The sequence below is a fragment of the Nocardia caishijiensis NBRC 108228 genome, assembly GCF_001612825.1.
Taxonomy (GTDB): Bacteria; Actinomycetota; Actinomycetes; order Mycobacteriales; family Mycobacteriaceae; genus Nocardia; species Nocardia caishijiensis.
In genome coordinates this window covers 26,253-43,779 of the sequence record NZ_BDBE01000017.1, presented here as the reverse complement: position 1 = coordinate 43,779, position 17,527 = coordinate 26,253, and the positions used below count along the sequence as shown (strand labels likewise).

The 17,527-nt window shown below is 68.1% G+C and carries 15 protein-coding genes; 3 read left to right on the top strand and 12 right to left on the bottom strand.

The window, feature by feature from the left end; genetic code table 11:
- Positions 1 to 47: 47 nt before the first annotated feature.
- Both NC7_RS04690 and aceA read right to left on the bottom strand, forming a co-directional pair.
- The gene (locus NC7_RS04690) at positions 48 to 911 is read right to left on the bottom strand and encodes a 3-hydroxybutyryl-CoA dehydrogenase (protein WP_067979326.1); all 864 of its coding nucleotides are present in this window, start codon (positions 909 to 911) and stop codon (positions 48 to 50) included.
- Between the two features lie 244 nt (positions 912 to 1,155).
- Complete coding sequence (aceA, locus tag NC7_RS04685) at positions 1,156 to 2,445, bottom strand: isocitrate lyase (RefSeq protein ID WP_067979323.1); 1,290 nt, start codon at positions 2,443 to 2,445, stop codon at positions 1,156 to 1,158.
- Positions 2,446 to 2,956: 511 nt separating this feature from the next.
- On the opposite strand from aceA, the gene NC7_RS04680 reads away from it, so the two are divergent.
- On the top strand, positions 2,957 to 4,075 hold the full coding sequence (locus tag NC7_RS04680) for a lipase family protein (protein WP_067979320.1): 1,119 nt from the start codon (positions 2,957 to 2,959) through the stop codon (positions 4,073 to 4,075).
- Between the two features lie 7 nt (positions 4,076 to 4,082).
- On the opposite strand, the gene puuE is transcribed toward NC7_RS04680, so the two are convergent.
- The 9 genes from puuE to uraD all read right to left on the bottom strand — a co-directional run bounded on the left by puuE (position 4,083) and on the right by uraD (position 14,624).
- Positions 4,083 to 4,988 carry an allantoinase PuuE gene (puuE, locus tag NC7_RS04675; protein ID WP_067979317.1) on the bottom strand — a complete coding sequence of 302 codons (906 nt, stop codon included), beginning with the start codon at positions 4,986 to 4,988 and terminating at the stop codon, positions 4,083 to 4,085.
- The gene (gene alc, locus NC7_RS04670; protein ID WP_067979315.1) at positions 4,985 to 5,956 is read right to left on the bottom strand and encodes an allantoicase; all 972 of its coding nucleotides are present in this window, start codon (positions 5,954 to 5,956) and stop codon (positions 4,985 to 4,987) included. Before alc ends, puuE begins: the two co-directional genes overlap by 4 nt.
- A 79-nt stretch (positions 5,957 to 6,035) precedes the next feature.
- Positions 6,036 to 7,265 carry a DUF6986 family protein gene (locus NC7_RS04665; protein WP_084457952.1) on the bottom strand — a complete coding sequence of 410 codons (1,230 nt, stop codon included), beginning with the start codon at positions 7,263 to 7,265 and terminating at the stop codon, positions 6,036 to 6,038.
- The gene (locus NC7_RS04660; RefSeq protein WP_067979310.1) at positions 7,262 to 10,396 is read right to left on the bottom strand and encodes a molybdopterin-dependent oxidoreductase; all 3,135 of its coding nucleotides are present in this window, start codon (positions 10,394 to 10,396) and stop codon (positions 7,262 to 7,264) included. Before NC7_RS04660 ends, NC7_RS04665 begins: the two co-directional genes overlap by 4 nt.
- A 66-nt stretch (positions 10,397 to 10,462) precedes the next feature.
- Positions 10,463 to 11,308 (bottom strand): FAD binding domain-containing protein, encoded by an 846-nt coding sequence (locus NC7_RS04655; RefSeq protein ID WP_067979340.1) that lies wholly within the window; start codon positions 11,306 to 11,308, stop codon positions 10,463 to 10,465.
- Positions 11,309 to 11,515: 207 nt separating this feature from the next.
- The gene (locus NC7_RS04650) at positions 11,516 to 12,928 is read right to left on the bottom strand and encodes an 8-oxoguanine deaminase (protein WP_084457959.1); all 1,413 of its coding nucleotides are present in this window, start codon (positions 12,926 to 12,928) and stop codon (positions 11,516 to 11,518) included.
- Positions 12,925 to 13,797: a factor-independent urate hydroxylase gene (pucL, locus tag NC7_RS04645; RefSeq protein ID WP_067979333.1), complete on the bottom strand. Its 873-nt coding sequence runs from the start codon at positions 13,795 to 13,797 to the stop codon at positions 12,925 to 12,927. Before pucL ends, NC7_RS04650 begins: the two co-directional genes overlap by 4 nt.
- Positions 13,798 to 13,821: 24 nt before the next feature.
- Positions 13,822 to 14,139, bottom strand: coding sequence for a hydroxyisourate hydrolase (gene uraH / locus NC7_RS04640; RefSeq protein ID WP_067979307.1), 318 nt, complete (start codon positions 14,137 to 14,139; stop codon positions 13,822 to 13,824).
- Entirely contained in the window at positions 14,136 to 14,624 is a 489-nt protein-coding gene (gene uraD / locus NC7_RS04635; RefSeq protein WP_067979305.1) for a 2-oxo-4-hydroxy-4-carboxy-5-ureidoimidazoline decarboxylase, read from the bottom strand. The genes uraH and uraD overlap by 4 nt, the downstream gene beginning before the upstream one ends.
- A gap of 125 nt (positions 14,625 to 14,749) precedes the next feature.
- Between uraD and NC7_RS04630 the strand changes: the two genes are divergently transcribed.
- Positions 14,750 to 15,346, top strand: a complete 597-nt coding sequence (locus NC7_RS04630; RefSeq protein WP_067979302.1) for a nucleotidyltransferase family protein — start codon at positions 14,750 to 14,752, stop codon at positions 15,344 to 15,346.
- A gap of 15 nt (positions 15,347 to 15,361) precedes the next feature.
- The gene (locus NC7_RS04625) at positions 15,362 to 16,381 is read left to right on the top strand and encodes an XdhC family protein (RefSeq protein ID WP_067979299.1); all 1,020 of its coding nucleotides are present in this window, start codon (positions 15,362 to 15,364) and stop codon (positions 16,379 to 16,381) included.
- Positions 16,382 to 16,419: 38 nt separating this feature from the next.
- Here NC7_RS04625 and NC7_RS04620 read toward each other — a convergent pair whose 3' ends face one another.
- Positions 16,420 to 17,478, bottom strand: a complete 1,059-nt coding sequence (locus NC7_RS04620; RefSeq protein ID WP_067979296.1) for an ABC transporter substrate-binding protein — start codon at positions 17,476 to 17,478, stop codon at positions 16,420 to 16,422.
- Positions 17,479 to 17,527: the final 49 nt, after the last annotated feature.

Below are 17,527 nucleotides of genomic sequence, written 5' to 3'. Positions count from 1 at the left end.
TGGCAGGCCGGGCACCATACCCGGCTCACCCCTCAGCGACCACCAACTCAGTACTGGTAGAAACCCGCCCCCGTCTTCTTACCGAGCAAACCAGCCTCCACCATGCGCATCAGCAGCGGCGGCGCCGAATACAGCGGCTCCTTGAACTCGGCGTACATCGAGTCCGCGATCGACTTCACCGTGTCGAGGCCGACGAGGTCGGTCAGCGCCAGCGGGCCCATCGGGTGCGCACAGCCGAGCACCATGGCCTTGTCCACGTCTTCCTTGGTGGCGAAACCCGACTCCACCATGCGAATGGCCGAGAGCAGGTACGGAACCAGCAGCGCGTTCACCACGAACCCGGAGCGGTCGGCCGACCGGACGACCTGCTTGCCCAGGATGTCGGCGGCGAACGCCTCGGCCCGCCGGGCCACCGGCTCGCTGGTCTTGAGCGTGGTGACCAGCTCGACCAACGGCAGCACCGGCACCGGGTTGAAGAAGTGCAGACCGACCACGCGCTCCGGATTGGCCGTGGCGACGGCGATCTTCATGATCGGGATGGAGGAGGTATTGGAGGCGAGCACGGCGTCGGGGTCGGTGACCACCTTGTCCAGCTCGCTGAAGATGGCCGTCTTGACCTCTTCGTTCTCGACAACGGCCTCGACGACCAGCTGACGGTCGGCGAAGTCACTGAGGTCGGAGGTGAAGCGCAGTCGCCAGGCGGCCTGTTCCCGCTCGCGCTCGGTGATCTTGCCGCTGCTGACGCCACGATCGAGCGAGCGCAGGATGCGCGCACGCCCGGCGGCGGCCAGTTCACGGGTGGTTTCGTAGACGAGGACGTCGACGTGCGCGCGTGCGCACACTTCCGCGATACCCGCGCCCATCTGTCCGGCGCCGATGATCCCGACGCGCTGAATCTTGTCGCTGCTCACGTCCCACTCCTGTGTCTAATTGCGGCTGGCGCCGCGGGTCTTGGCCCTAAACCCCGCCTCTTCCCTCCCTACGGGCACTCCTTCGTCGCACCCTTCGGTCAGTCCAGAGGCGGGGACGGGCCAAGACCGAACCGGTGGTCTCGGCCCCACAATATAGGGATGCCCTCCCCTGCCGGGGCTGATCGGCAGGGGAGGGCGTACACCCCTACTGGTGTAGAGGAAATCCGTTGCTACTCAAAGCAACTCAGTGGAACTGACCCTCTTCGGTCGAGCCCTTGAGGGCCGCGGTCGAGGTGTTGGGGTCAACGGTGGTGGCGATGGTGTCGAAGTAACCGGCACCGACCTCACGCTGGTGCTTGATGGCGGTGAAGCCACGCTCGGCGGCGGCCTTGAACTCGCGCTCCTGCAGGTCGACGAACGCGGTCATGCCCTCGCGGGCGTAGCCGTGCGCCAGGTCGAACATGCCGTAGTTGAGCGAGTGGAAGCCGGCCAGGGTGATGAACTGGAACTTGAAGCCCATCGCGCCGAGTTCACGCTGGAACTTCGCGATGGTCGCGTCGTCCAGGTGCGCCTTCCAGTTGAACGAAGGCGAGCAGTTGTAGGCCAGCAGCTGGTCCGGGAACTCGCCGCGGACGGCCTCGGCGAACTTGCGCGCGACCTCGAGGTCCGGCACACCGGTCTCCATCCAGATGAGGTCGGAGTACGGGGCGTAGGCCTTGGCACGCGCGATGCAGGGCTCGATGCCGTTCTTCACACCGAAGAAGCCCTCGGCGGTGCGGGTGCCGTCCAGGAACTCACGGTCGCGCTCGTCCACGTCGGTGGTGAGCAGGGTGGCGGCCTCGGCGTCGGTGCGGGCGATGATCACCGACGGCACACCGGCGACGTCGGCGGCCAGACGCGCGGAGGTCAGGGTGCGGATGTGCTGCTGGGTGGGGATCAGCACCTTGCCACCGAGGTGGCCACACTTCTTCTCCGAGGCGAGCTGGTCCTCCCAGTGGACACCGGCGGCACCAGCGGCGATCATCGCCTTCTGCAGCTCGTAGGCGTTCAGCGCGCCACCGAAGCCCGCCTCGGCGTCGGCCACGATCGGGGCCAGCCAGTTCTTGACCGAGGTGTCGCCCTCGACCTTGGAGATCTCGTCGGCGCGCAGCAGCGCGTTGTTGATGCGACGGACCACCGACGGGACCGAGTTCGCCGGGTACAGCGACTGGTCGGGGTAGGTGTGGCCGGACAGGTTCGCGTCACCGGCGACCTGCCAACCCGACAGGTAGATGGCCTTCAGGCCGGCGCGGACCTGCTGCACGGCCTGGTTACCGGTGAGGGCACCGAGGGAGTTGATGTAGTCCTCGTTGTTGACGAGGTCCCAGAGGATCTCGGCACCACGACGGGCGAGGGTGTGCTCCTCGACGACGTTGCCCTGCAGGGCGACGACCTGCTCGGCGGTGTAGTTGCGGGTGATGCCCTTCCAACGGGGGTTGGTGTCCCAGTCGTTCTGGATCTCCGCAGCGGTCTTCGGGGTGCCGACAGTCGACATCTCTGACTCCACTTCCTCGGTGTGGTCGGTGCTCCGCGCCGTCCGGCCACTGAAACAACCGGCGGCGGAAGGCTTTCGGTTGCACGGGTCGTACTGCTGAAGCAATTTGCAGGCTTGCTAGGACTAACTAGGGCCTGAGGGGTGTACTTCCAAACAATGGCACACCCGGAAATAGCCGTCTACCTGTTGGTTGTGTGAATCTCAGCTAGGTTTGTCGCCGCTGTTGCTAACTTTGCGAAATTTGCCCTGTGATTGCAAGCACTGCGGCTACCGATGGGTAGTGCTGACCAGGAGTTTTAGCATAACGCTCGTACTGTTAGCGATCCGCGGCCGGGTGGGCAACCGCGTCCCCGAGCTCGCCCGCCTGTGAGTCGTTTCACACTCCACGCCGGGTGTCGATCCTGTGCGTGTCGTCACTCGGCACTGCCCGGGCGGCGTGTCCGGCTCGACGGGCAGGGTGCAGAATCGGGCTGTCCGACGAAGGGAATGAGGGACTGTGCGCAAGTCGAGGATGCTGATGATCGCGGCGACGGCCGCGCTGACCGTGCTGCCCGCCGTCCCGGCGACCGCCGCGCCCACCGGCGGTGCGGTCGTCTCGGTGGAATCACTGTCCGCCGCCGCGACGCTGCCGGGTTCCGCGCGCGCCGAGCGGTTGATCTATCGCTCGACCACCGCGGGCGACCAGCCAACCACGACGAGCGCCGCTGTGTACTTCCCGGCGGGCGAAGCACCCGAGGGCGGCTGGCCCGTGATCGCCTGGGCCCACGGCACCGTCGGCCTCGGCGACGATTGCGCCTACAGCGTGGCGGGCCCGGCCGCCGTCGAGCGTGACTGGGCCTACCTCGGCACCTGGCTGAAGCAGGGCTACGCGGTCGTCGCGGCCGACTACGCCGGTCTCGGCGGGCCGGGTGAGCACCCGTATCTGAACGGTGTGGTCGAGGCACGCAATGTGGTCGACTCCGTGCGCGCGGCGACCGCGCAGTACCCGTCGCTGTCGAACAAGTGGGCCGTGGTCGGCCAGTCGCAGGGCGGCGGCGCGGCCGTGTTCACCGCCCGCTACGCCACCGAGTTCGGCGGTCCCGAACTCGACTATCGCGGCGCGGTCGGTACGGGTGTGCCCGCCTACATCGAGGATGTCATCGGTCTCGTCGGCCCGGGCGTGCCCCCGATCGCCCTGAGCTCACACCTCACCGCCTACGTCCTGTACATCCTCAGCGGCCTGCGAACCACCTACCCCGATCTCGGCATCGACGGCTTGCTCACCGACACCGGCCGCACCTGGCTCGAGCGCGCCCAGACGGCCTGCATCGGCCCGCTCGGCGACGAACTCGCCTCGGTCAAGCCGTCCGTCGGCAGCATGTTCGCCCGCCCGCTGTCCTCGATCCCGAACCTGCGTGGCCTGCTCGGCGGCTACATGGGCCTGCCCGAGTCCGGTTACGACCGCCCGCTGCTGCTGGCCCAGGGCCTGCGCGACACCGACGTGGTCACTCCCGCGACGCTGCGCTACTTCGCGGTGCTCGAGGCCAACGGCCAGCCGGTGACCGCCCGCACCTACCCCACCGACCACGACGGCACCGTCAACGCCTCCCTGGTCGACTCGCTCCCGTTCGTCCGGGACCTGTTCGCCTAGGCCTCGGTCACGGTGCTGGCGGGTGCGTGGCTCGCCAGTGCTCGGCGATGTCGATCCGACGGGTGATCCACACGTCTTCGTGGCATCGCACGTGGTCGAGAAAGCGTTCCAGGGCGGCGGTGCGGGCGGGGCGGCCCGCGATCCGGCAGTGCAGGCCGATCGAGAGCATCTTCGGGCTGCCCTCGGTCCCTTCGCGGTACAGCACGTCGAAGGCGTCGCGCAGGTGGGCGTAGAACTCCTCGCCGGTGGCGAAGCCCGCGGGCGAGCAGTAGCGCATGTCGTTGGTGTCGAGGGTGTACGGGACGACCAGGTGCTGTTGCCCGTGCACCGAGGTCCAGTAGGGCAGGTCGTCGGCGTAGGAGTCGGCGTCGTAGGCGAAACCACCGTGCTCGACCACCAGTTCGCGGGTGTTGGGTGAGTCGCGACCGGTGTACCAGCCGCGCGGCGGCGCACCGGTGAGTTCGGTGAGGATGCGCACCGCCTCGGCCATGTCGGCGCGTTCGGTTTCCACATCCACGAGCTGATACGACTGCCAGCGCAGACCGTGACAGGCGATTTCGTGGCCGAGTTCCCGAAAGGCCGCGACCGCTTCGGGATTGCGTTGCATCGCGCGCGCGACCGCGAAAATGGTGAGCGGGATATCGCGCCGTTCGAAAGCGCGCAGAATCCGCCACAGGCCCGCGCGCGAACCGTATTCGTAGAGCGATTCCATGCTCATGTGCCGATTGGGGAAGGCTTCGGCGGGTGTCATCTCGGACAGGAAGGTTTCCGAATGCGGTGATCCGTCGAGGACGTTGTTCTCCCCGCCCTCTTCGTAATTCAGGACGAATTGCACCGCGATCCGCGCGCCGCCGGGCCACCTCGGGTCCGGCGGCGTGCGGCCGTAGCCGAGGAAGTCACGTGGCCCGGTCATGCGGTGAGCTCGCCGTAGAGCCGCAGGCGGGCCAGGCCGCCGTCGGGATAGATGTCGAGGCGCACTTCCTGCACCGCGTCCGTCGGCGGTGTGAGCGCGAAGCGGTGGCGGGTGTCGGGCAGCAGATCGGTGCGCGCCAGCAGCTCGACTTCCGTTCCGTCGCGCGTGAATCCGGTGAGGGAGGCGGCGCCGGGACTGTTGCCGAGGAAGCAGGACGTGTCGATCTCGGCGAGGCGGATGGTGCCCGGTCCGGCGAGGGCGATGCGCACCCAGTCGTTCCCGTCGTCACGGCGGCGCGCGGTTTCCCAGCCCTCGCCCATCACTCGCGCCTGGCCGGGATAGAGCAGCTGGTTGGGGGAACTGTAGAAGCGGTTGGAACAGTCGAGGACAAGCGCGCCGTTCTCGAGGGCGGCCAGGTCGAGCGGGCCGAGGCCGAGCAGTGCCGGATCGGGTCGGCCCTCGCCGTGCACCCGCAACCGGGCGACACCACCGTCGGGGTGCATAGTGAGTTTCACATGGGTCCACCGGTTTTCGTCGTCCGCGGCGAACGGGGTGCGACAGTCACCGCCGACCTTCACCCGATCGAGCAGCGGCACCCAGTCGCCACGTGCGGCGATGTCCTCGGCGGGCGGATAGCCGTCGACGGCCAGCGCCGAGACCGACACCTCGGGCGGGTAGTTGCCCGTGAACCAGGCGGTGTCGATCACGATCCCCCGGATCACGCCGGGGATGCCGAGGCGAACGATCGCCGCGTCGTCGCCCGGTTTCCCGCGATGACGACGCGTTTCCCACCCGTCGTAGATCTGCCCCTTGTGCCCGAAGGTCGAGGGTCGGTACTCGGCCGGACCGGGATTGACGAGGTTCTCCTTTTCGGCGAAGAACTCGTCGTTCGCCCAGATCACGGATCCGCCGAGCGGCCGGACGGCCAGGTCGGGTAGGAAGGTGAAATCGTCCCGGTAGTCGGTCATCGTGTCTCCCGTAAGTCAGGGTGTCGCCGGAACGGCGCTGGTCTGCGGTGCCGCATTACGGAGCCGGGCGCCCGACCCCTCAGCCGCCCTCGGTCGGCAAGCGGCGCGACATCAGACCGGTGAGCGTCTGCTCGGTGAGTTCCGGTGCCAGGGTGCGCAATTCGTCCACTCTCACCGCGCCACACCGAAGGGCGCGGAGGACCGTGGTCGACAGGGCCTCGGCGGTGGCGGGCTCGTCGACCACCCCTTCGTCGCGGCGGCCGAGATAAGCCCGCAGACGCGGGACGGCGACGTCGGTGGCGGTGCGGAAGAAATTGTGGGTGGCCAGCCAGCGGGTGACGAGGTGGCCGGGGTGCATGTCCCAGCCCTGGTAGTAGCCACGGCGCAGGGCACGTTCGACCAGGCGGTAGTGGTTGGCGAAGGCGAATTCGGGATCGGCGCCCGGCACGATCTGGGTGGACCCGTCACAGATCCACACCCCGGTCTGGGCGGCAGCCACCTGCATCACCGCCTTGGCGTGGTCGGCGGCCGGGTGATCGAGTGCCTGATCAGTCGCGGCGATGCCGCAAGCGGCGGTGTAGTCGTAGGTGCCGAAATGCAGTGCACTACACCGGTTGTCGGCGAGCGCGAGCATGCGTGCGATGGGCGCGGTGCCGTCGGGGGCGATGATCGCCTGCGGGCTTTCGATCTGCAGTTCGAAGCGCAGCGTGTGGTCGGGCAGGCCGTGGGCACGTTCGATACCGGAGCAGATATCGACGACGGCCGAGACCTGTTCGGCTGCCCGGATTTTCGGGACGGTGAAGACGAACCCGGGCAGCACGTCGGCGACACCGTCGAGGACCAACTCCAGGGTCCGCAAGGCCCGCCTGCGTTCTTCTTTCGCGAGACCCTTGATCCGGACGCCGAACGACCTTGGCGCGTGCGGCTTTTCGGCCATGAGCGCGAGCGATTTGCCCGCCGCTGTCGCGGCGGCGTCTTCCACGTCGTCGGCGCGGAAACCGTAACCGTCCTCGAAATCTATCCGCAGATCCTGTACCGGCTGTTCGGCCAATACCGTGCGAACCGTCGGCAGCGCGGCGGTGGTGTCGAGTTCGGCGAGGAACTCGGCGTGCCGGTCGAGCAGTTCCAGCGCGACGGCACCCCATTCCGCAGGGGTGTCGGCGGTGGCGCGGTCGGCGGGGACATACACCGTGTGCACCGGTTGAATCCGTGCGCCCTGCCCCGGGTATCGCAGCCGCAGCTCCGCGTCGACGGAATCGAGCACGGCATCGACTCGGGCCCGGATATGTTCGGGCAGACGGGTGTTCACGCGGCCGCTCCTTTCTGGACCAGCCGCCAGATCCGGTCGGCGGTCATCGGCAATCGGTCGGGTCTGACGTCGACGGCGTCGCGGATCGCGTTCGCCAGGGCGGGAGCCACCGGGTTGTACGGCGACTCACTCATCGATTTGGCACCGAGCGGGCCCAGCGCGTCACGGGTTTCGGCGAAATACACCTCCGTGCGCGGCAGATCCGCGAACTGCGGGACGTGATAGTGCCGCAGCGTGCGGGTGGTCACCACACCACGCTCGGTCCGCATGTCCTCGTACAGCGCGGTGCCGATGGCCTGGGCGACGCCGCCCTCGACCTGTCCGCGCAGCTGCACCGGGTTCAGTACGGTGCCCGCGTCGGCAACCTGGATCGACTGCAGGATCCGCACCTCCCCCGTCGCCGGACGCACGGCCACCCGGAACGCGTGCACATTGAAGCTCACCGACCGTGGTGTCCCCGAATGGCTTCCGTGCGCGACGAGGTGCCCGTCGGCGAGCAGTCGTGCCGCGGTGACGAGTTCGGCGCCGCAGCGCACGCCGTCCGCCTCCAGCACGCAGTCGCGTTCGGGATGTCCGGTTACCTTGGCGGCCCTGGCCAGCAGCATGGCGTGCAGCTCCAGCGCCGCGGCGTAGGACGCCTTGCCCGCCACCATCGTTCCGGTGGAACCGAAGGCGCCGGTGTCGTGCCCGACGAGGTCGGTGTCGGACTGGCGGATCACGATGCGGTCGGCGGTCGTCGCCAGCGCGGTCGCCGCGAGTTGGGCGTGCACGGTGGTGGTGCCGTTGCCGAATTCGGCGGTGCCGACGCGAATTTCATAACGGCCGTCGGTCAGCAGCTCGGCCGTCGCGTCGGCATGGTGACCGCGCGGCGGGACCGTCGCGATCATCGCAACGGCCATCCCCTCCCCGACCCGCCAGTCCGGTCCGGGAGCGGGCACGCCGTTGCCACGCCGCAGCGCCCGCTGCGCGGTGTCGAGGCACTGATCGAGGCCGTAACTGCCGAAGGTGAGGTCGCTTTCGTCGACCTCGGCGCCGGTGAACCGGTCACCGGGGACCACGACATTGCGCCTGCGGAATTCGAACGGGTCGATGCCGAGGTCGCGAGCGAGTTCATCGATGGCCGACTCGACCCCGAAGATCACCTGGCCGAGTCCGTAGCCACGGAAGGCGCCGGAGGGAATGTTGTTGGTGTACACCGCTCGCGCGTCGACCCTCTTGTTCGGGCAGCGGTAGACGGCCACCGACTCACCCACGGAGTGGAACAGCACCCCCGCGCTGTGGTTGCCGTAGGCGCCCGCGTCGGCGAGCACGTCGACCGCCAGCGCGGTGAGCAGACCGTTCGCGTCGGCTGCGGCGGTGACTTCCACGCGCATCGGGTGACGACAGGTGGCGGAGGTGAATTCGTCTGTGCGGGTGAATTCGTACTGCACCGGGTGCCCGGTACGCAGCACCGCGAGAGCGATGAGGTCTTCGACCAGCATTTCCTGTTTGGCGCCGAATCCGCCGCCGACGCGGGCCGCGAACACGCGGACCCGGTCGCGGTCGAGGCCGAACAGGTGACAGAGCTCGTCGCGCACCAGGAACGGGACCTGGGTACTCGTGCGAAGGACGAGTCTGCCGTCGTCGTCGAGCCAGCCGATGCCGCCGTGGGTTTCCAGGTGCACGTGCTGCACGCGCGGCGAATGCCAGACTCCGGTGACAACGTGCGCGGCCTGTTCGATACCTCGATCGAAATCGCCTACACCGCCGTGTATCTCAGCGATGAGGTTGCGCTGCGCGTCCGCGATGCGTGACGTGTCCGGCTTGTCACCGTGCAATGTCGGCGCGCAGTCCGCGAGCGCTTGCGCCGGATCGAACACAGCCGGAAGGACCTCGTATTCCACGCGCAGCGCACGCACTCCCGCCCGCGCCGCATCCAGGGTCTCCCCCACCACCGCCGCCACCCGCTGCCCGACGAACCGCACGGTGCGATCCAGCACGAAGGTGTCGTCGGGATCGTCCTCCCGGAATTCGTGCCGGGCCGTGGAAAACGCCACCCCAGGCGCCTCCGCCGCTGTCAGCACCGCCCGCACCCCGGGCACGGCCTCCGCACCCGTGACATCGATCGAGGTCACCCGGGCATGCGCGTGCGGACTGCTCAACACCGCGATATGCCAGGGCGCCACCCCCGGCCCCCGTTCCTCCCCCGCCGCGACATCGAAGGTGAACGCTTCCCCACCCCGAACGACCCGCTCGCCCGCAGGCGCCCCCACACCCTTCCCGACCTGCCCCGGCCCGAATTCCTCTCCCCGAACCCTCTCCGCGACTGCTTCGACCATGCCGTCGGCCACTACCGGCCCCTCCCCCACCGACGCCGCCGTCACCCCTCCGCGAAGTTGCTCCCCATCCTCCGCCCTCCCACCGTGGGTGACCGAGTCTGTGCCGCTCTCTCCCGGGTCGCCTTCGTCCCCCGATGTCGCGCCGCCGACGTGGCGGTCCGAACTCGCCGCACCCCCCAGCCCATCGGCAGCCCCGGCACCCTCGGCAACTCCCAGCCCTCCCGCAACCCCCGACCCTTCGGGCACGTCCAGCCCATCGGCAACTTCCGTGCCCCCGGCTACGTCCACCGGCACAATCTCGCGCACGCCGAGTTCAGCATCGGGAGCCTGGTCGAGGTTGATATCGCGGGTTGTGCACAGCGGTGCACAGGCGGTGAGGGCGTCGGTGATGGCTCGGTACCCGGTGCAGCGGCACAGGTTTCCTTTCATGAGCTCGGCGCGCTCGGCGTCGGTGATCTCCGGGTCGTCGGCGGTACGGGCCTGACGGAGGCCGGTCGCGGTGACCACCATTCCCGCTGTGCAGAATCCGCATTGGAACGCGGCATGGTCGACGAAGCTGCGCTGCACCGTATTCGGCCCGGAGGCACCCGACAAACCGGCGGCAGTGGTGACGCTCCGGTCGGCGGCACGGTGGGCGGGAATCAGGCAGGAGTGCACGGGTGCACCGTCGAGCAGCACCGAACACGCACCGCAATCCCCGGAATCGCACCCCTTCTTCACCGCGAGAGTGCCCTGCTCTCGAAGCACGGTCCGCAAACACTGCCCCGGCCTGGGTGTCACCTCGACAATTCGTCCGTCAACTTCCAGCCGCACGGCTCACCTCCCTCGCCGCGAGTCGCCCGATCCACTCAGCCCGACCTGCCCCGCTCATCAGCGCGTTCACGGCTCGCTCGCCATCAAGTCGGCGACGACCTCGGTGGCCAGCAGATACGTCACGTGCCTGCGCCAATCCGGGGTGCCGTGTGGATCGTCGAACCACACATTCGGCGCGATCCCGGCGAGCGCGGAAGTGAGCTCGTCGTCGCCCGGTGCGCGGTCGAAATCGAGCACGATCGGTCGGGTCGTCGCCGCGGTGACGGTGAGTACACAGCCCTCGGCGGTGCGCCTTCCCATCACGACCGAGCCGGAGCGCCCCAGGGGTGTCAGCGCTGTCTTGCGAAAGCTGGTGCGCGCCCGCAGATTCGGCTTCGGGACGACGAAGGAGCGCACCACCGACCCGGGGCCGAGGACATTCGTTCCGGGACCGGTCACGAAGTCCCGCAACGCTGTTCGCCGCTCCCCACCACCCTGCGGCCACACCACCGCCACGGCGTCGAGCGCGACCAGCGCACCGAGCACGGCGCCCGCGGGCAGGGAGAGGCACACGTTCCCGCCGACCGTCGCCGTGCGCCAGATCTTGTGCGAGGCGAGCAGGGCCCGACACGCCTGCGCGAACAACGCGGTGGCGGGCCAGTCCGGTCGCAGGGTCGGCGAGCCGAGCTCACGGCCGGGACGCGCACCGGCGAATTCGGCGAGGGTGCAGGTCGCGGCGATTTCCAGGCCCTCGGCTGTCTCGACCAGTGCGGGCCAGCCGAGGGTGGTGATGTCGATCAGTCGGTCGAGGTGGTCGTGCGGCTCGGAGTAGAGGAAGGTCCCACCGGCCAGCACCGCGCTTCCCGCCCGGAGCTGCGCCAGATCGGCGCGTTCGCGAGCGAGCACCACCTCCCGCACGGTATCCAGATCCACATCCACCTCGCTTACCTCACCAGCCACACTAGGTCCGGCGAGTTGCCACGATGTTGCACGACACCCACTCGAGATTGCGCCACGGTAAACCCGATATCCACCCTCCAGTGTGCCCCTCCCCCAGCCACCCGCACCTGATCACCCGCTCACCACGCCCTGATGGCGGCATCGGCCGAGAACCAGAGTGAGAGCTTTCGGGTCGGTGGGTCAGGAGCTCGCGAGGAGGGTGGCCTGGGCCTGGGCGACATCGGCGCCGACCGACGCCTCGTCGACCGTGGTGACCACGCCGTCGCGTACCACCTCGCGGCCGTTCACGAGGAGGGCGGCGAGTGGGGGCGGGGAACCGAGGATCAGGGCGACGACAGGGTCTTCGATGCCCGCGTGGGCGGGGGTGTCGAGACGCCAGAGAGCGAGGTCCGCGAGTTTTCCCGGTTCGATCGAGCCGATGTCGTCGGCCCGGCCGAGCACGCGGGCGCCGCCCATGGTGGCGAGTTCGAGCGCGCCGCGCACGGTCATGGTCTGGGGGCCGCCGACCGCTCGGGCGTAGAGCAGGGCGTTGCGTGGCTCCTCGATCAGGGAACTCGACTCGTTGCTGGCCGCACCGTCGACGCCGAGACCGACCGGGATACCTGCCGCGACCAGGTCGGCGGTCCTGGCGATGCCGGCGCCGAGGCGTCCGTTGGAGGTCGGGCAGTGCGCGACGCCGGTGCCGGTGCGGGCCATCGCCGCGATCGCGTGGTCGTCGAGATGCACGCCGTGGGCGTACCAGACGTCGTCACCGAGCCAACCGAGTCGTTCCATGTACTCGGCGGGCGTGCAGTCGAAGTTCTCCCGGCAGAAGTCCAGCTCGTCGACGGTTTCGGCGAGATGGGTGTGCAACCGCACCCCGGCCGACCTGGCGAGCACGGCCGACTCGCGCAGCAGGTCGGCGGTCACCGAGAACGGCGAACAGGGGGCGAGCGCGATGCGCACCATCGCGTCGGGCGAGGGGTCGTGCCACAGCTCGATCGCGGCGGTACTCGCGGCGAGGATGTCGTCGATGGTCTCGACGACGTCGTCGGGCGGCAGCCCACCATCGCTCTGCCCGAGGTCCATCGACCCGCGCGCGGGATGAAATCGCAGCCCCACCTCCGCGGCGGCCGCGATCTCGGCACCCAGCAGGTCGCCGCCACCGTGCGGGAACAGGTAGTGGTGGTCGGACGAGGTGGTGCAGCCGGTGCGGGCCAGCGACACCAGCGCGCCGGTGGCGGCCACCCGCACCGACTTCTCATCGATCCGCGCCCACACCGGGTACAGGGTCTTCAGCCACTCGAACAGCGTGCTGTCGGCCGCGAGCCCCCGGGTGATCCACTGGTAGAGGTGATGGTGGGTGTTCACCAACCCCGGGGTGAGCAGGCAACCCTGCCCATCGATCCGCGCGGTCTCCGCCCCGAACGCTGGTGGCCTGCCTTCCCCGAGCGCTTCGATTCTGTTGCCACGCACCGACACCCACCCACGCCGGTACTCGGTTCCCGACGCATCGACAGTGACCACCGCACACCCGTCGATGACGAGATCCGGCGCGCTCACAGCGACCACCTCGTCCCGCTGCCCGACGCCGACCACACCCGACCCGCTCATGCCGACCACGCGGTCCCGGCATCGGGTGCGTCCGCGCGCTGCAGTGTCGCGTGGATCGATCCGTACGGACGGTCGGCGGCCCAGAACACCTCACCCTTGTTCTCGATCTCGAATCGGTCGAGGTCGTAGTCGAAGTGGTGTTTGTTCGGAGCCGACAGACGGATTTCGGCGAGCATCGGGAACCGTTCCAGCACAGCGGTTCCCATCGCGTAGAGGGTCTGTTGCAGCGCGCGGGAATAGGTGGTGGCGAACAGTTCGAGCAGGGTGGCGCGAATTCCGGCGTACACCTCGTCCCAGTCGACACCGTCGAGCTCGGCGAAGCGCCAGCGCACGTCGAGGGAAGTGGCAAGGACACGATCGTCGGTCGGCGCCAAGGTGGTGTACTCGTCGACGAGGAAGTCGGCGAATTCCGAACCGGTCGACTTGAGCAGCACCAGATCGGTGATCCCACCGATGAGCCAGGTGCCGGCACCGGTGGCCGTCACCGCGACCGTGCGCACCTCGGGTCCCTGCCGAACCCAGGTGTGGTCGTGTTCGGCGCCGTTGATCGAAACGCGTTGCCAGCCATACGATTCGACATCTACACGAGCACTGGCGACCGGCTCGACGGTATCGAGGAAATGCTTCGCCACCGCGATCGCGTAATCCTCGACGGTGTCGATTCCCACCTTCTTCGCGAAGGCGAACGCCGTGTTCTTCTGCGTATCGGTCGGCAGGACCTGCCGCTGGTCACCCTCGGTATAGGCCGCCTCGAAATCACCGCGCAGTGTGGTGGTGACGTTCACATCCCGGATCTCGTGGCGTGCGTTCTCCTTGTAGAAACGCACCACCCGGTTCTCGGCTTTGCCGTATCGGTTGTCGGTCAACATGATCGGGCCGGTCAGTGCCACAGCTCAACTCCCTCGGTAGGTCGAATAGGCGAACGGCGACAGCAGCAGCGGCACATGCAGATGCGCTTGGTCGCCGACGGTGAACGCGATACCGACCTCCGGGTAGAACGTCTCGACGCCCTGGGCCGCGAAGTAACTGCCGGTATCGAAAAACAACTGGTAGTCACCCGGATTGAGCCCGGCGGCAAGCTCTTTCACTCGCCCGTCGGCATCGGTCAGCGCCTCGGTGAGCCGTAGCTCGCCCCGCACCAACCACACGGCGACCCCCTCGGCGGGGACCCCGCGCACGGCATCGAGCACATGCGTGCTGAGGCCGGTCATGACGCCACCAGCTGTGTCAGGCGCAGACGATTGATCTTCGCCAATTCGTTTCGCATAACCTGCCTTTCGGTCGTCACATCGTTGTCCAGACGCGACTGCAACACCGCGAGTAATTCCTCGCCGTCGCGTCCGGCCGCGCACACCAGGTAGATGTGCCCGAATTTCTCCTCGTAGGTCCGATTGCCCTCGGCCAGCCGCGCGCGCACGTCGTCGCCGGTGACACCGGCCTGTTCGTGCGCGGCGGTGCCGGTGGCACGCTCACCGATGCGCGGATGCCCCGCGAGCGCGGCATCGATCTCGACCTCGTCGAGGGCATCGGCGGCCGCGTCGGCGGCATCGAGCAGGGACACCACGGTGACGTAGGGACGCGCGGCGGCAAGGGCCGCCGCCCAGCGCGGCGACGAGCAACAGGCAAGCAATAGCTGCTCAGCGGCGTCGTCGGGCAACGCGTTGAACTCCGCGAGGCCCATCGCTTCCCTAGTCATCGGTCCAGCATCTCCCCATTGCCGCCGGGCCGCCACTCGAGCCGACCGGCGACGTACCCGTGTCGTCGCCCGCGCGCTCCCCGGCCGTAATCGACCGGCAACATTGCGCAACTACTTTCACCTGCATGCCCCGGATCGAAGCGCTCACGCACGGCTCGTGCGCGGGTGTGGTGCTGGCGGCCGGTGCCGGAACCCGCTTCGGCAAACCCAAGGCACTCGCCGAGGACGGCGCCTGGCTCACCGCCGCGATCACCGCGCTGCGCGACGGCGGCTGCGACCCGGTGATCGTGCTGCTCGGTGCCACCGGCCCCGACCCGACAGCGCTGCACCTGCCGACCGGCACCCGCTGGCGTTGGGTCGCCGACTGGGCCACCGGGCTCTCGGCCACGGTGCGCGCCGGGCTGGCCGAGGCCGCCCGCGCGGGTTCTCGATATGTGGCGTTCCGTCCCGTCGATACACCCGATATCGGCGCCGAAGTCGTAGCTCGGGTACTCGCCGCGGCCCGTTCGAATGAGAGCGGTTTGGCTCGTAGTGTGTTCCACGACACTCCAGGTCATCCCGTTGTGATAGAGAACAAGCACTGGAAAGCCATTTACGCTGCGGCCGTTGGGGATGCCGGGGCGGGTTCCTATTTGGGCACCCGACAGGATATGGTGTGCGTCACGTGCGACGACTTGGCGACAGGGGCCGATCGCGATTTCCCGGAAGTCGGCGCACGGTGATCGGAGATTTGAGATATGCGCGATATCGTCGATGACCTTCTGCGAGTGTGGCATTCGGGTGCGACCGGTGGCCTGGCAACGGTAGTCCGCACCATCGGCACCAATGCCCTGCCGATCGGTTCGGCAATGCTCGTCACGCCCGGTGGCGGCGTCTTCGGATCGATCGCATCGGGCAGGCTGGAAGAAACCGTGTACGAGGCGGCGATGGAAGCCGCGCGCACCGGCATCCGGCAACTCCGCCGCTACAGCATGCTCACCGGGCTGGAATCGTCCTCCGACGACGGCACCCTCGTCGACATCTTCGTCGAACCGTTCTCCTGCCGCGATTTCCCCGAATTCCCCACCGTCGCCGCCGACATCCAGGCCCACCGCCGGGTCACCGTGTTCACCGTGGTGTGGAACCAGGATCCCGACGTCATCGGTCAGCACTTGATCACCGACCGCAAACACGCCACCGAGCTGGTCGCCCTGCCCGAATCGGACCTGTTCGTGGCCTCCTACTGCCCGCCGCCACGCCTGCTCATCTTCGGCGCCAACGCCTACGCGGCCACCCTCGCCGCGCAGGCGCGGATGATCGGCTACCGGGTGAGCATCTGCGATTCGCGCCCCGAGTTCGCCGACCCGGCCTCGTTCCCCGGCGCCGAGGTGGTCGTCGACTGGCCGCACCGCTACCTCAACACCCTCTCCGCCGCGGGCGAGATCGACAGCACCACCGGCATCGTCGTGCTGGCCAACGAACCGCGCTTCGAGATTCCGCTGCTCACGGTTGCCCTTCGCCTGCCGGAACTGGGCTACCTCGCCGCCCTCGGCACCCCCGCCGACCAGGCCCGTCGCCTCGACGACCTACGCGCGGGCGGCTTCGACGAGCCGACCCTGGCCCGGCTACACGTCCCCGCCGGACTGGAAGCGGGCCCACGCACCCCCGCCGAAACCGCCGTCTTCATCACCGCCGACTTCCTCGCCTCACGGGCGGGCCTGCGCCTGGCCGCCCACCGAGATTTCGGCACCTCCACCTCGGTGGGCATGGCCATATAGTTTGGCGGCTGGCGCCGCGGGTTTGCGGCCTCAGCGTTCTACTTGAGTGACGGGTTCTCTGCGTAGATCTCGCGCAGGATCGACAGGTCGAAGAGTTGGTCGGCCGTGATGTCGATCTTGGCGGTACGTAGGGCGGCGATGTTCTGTTCGATCAGGGCGTCGGACATGGTGAGCAGGCCGTCGGTACGAGTGGCGGCGGAGACGACCAGGTCGTTCTGGGCGGTGGCTTCCTTGATCTGCTCATCGAGGGAGAGTTTCAGGTCCTTGCCGTAGACCTCCACGGCCAGGCGCGCCGACTCGGCCGGGTCGGCGACGGCGTCCTTCCAACCCTTGATCTGGGCGGTGAGGAAGGCTTTGAGCTTGTCACGTTCGTTGTCGATGGTCGACTGGGCGACGGTCAGGGTCTCGGCGACCAGCGGCAGGCCGAAGTCGGCGAAGAGGAAATGGTCGTTGGCGAAACCCTTGGCGGCCAAGGTGATCGGTTCGTTGGTCACGTAACTCACCCAGCCGTCCACCTCGCCGTTGGCCAGCGGCGTCGGGTCGAACTGGGCGGGCACAACGGTCACCTCGCCGGGCGCGATGCCGTTGGCGGCCAGCAGCGCGCTGAAGATCAGCTGGTTGGTGTCCTGCACCCCGATCTTGCGGCCCTTCATCTCGGCCGGTGACTTGATCGGTCTACCCGCCGCGCTGACGATCGCGAAAGGATTCTTCTGATACGTGGCGCCGACGATCTTGGCGGGCAGCCCCTCCAACACGGCGGGGGCGGTTGTCTGCGGGGCGGACAGCCCGATCCACACCTTCCCGGTGTCGAGGCCCGCTTCCACCGACGTACTCGCCGCACCACCCGCGATGAGGTCTACCGTTCCGAATCCCGCTTCCTTGAAATAGCCGCGCGAATCGGCGAAATACTCACCGGCGAATTCGATGTTCTTGATCCACGACAACTGCACCGCGACTCTGCCGTATTTCGAACCGTCGTCGCTGGAACCGGAAGTCGCCGAACTACCCCCGCACGCGGCGAGCAACCCGGCACCACCCACCGCGGCGCCGGTGAGCGCGGAGAAACGAAGAAAACTGCGACGATCGATGCTGTTCATACGCAGACGCTAGATTCGCCGCGTTTCGTTTTCTTTGCCGCTACGTTCC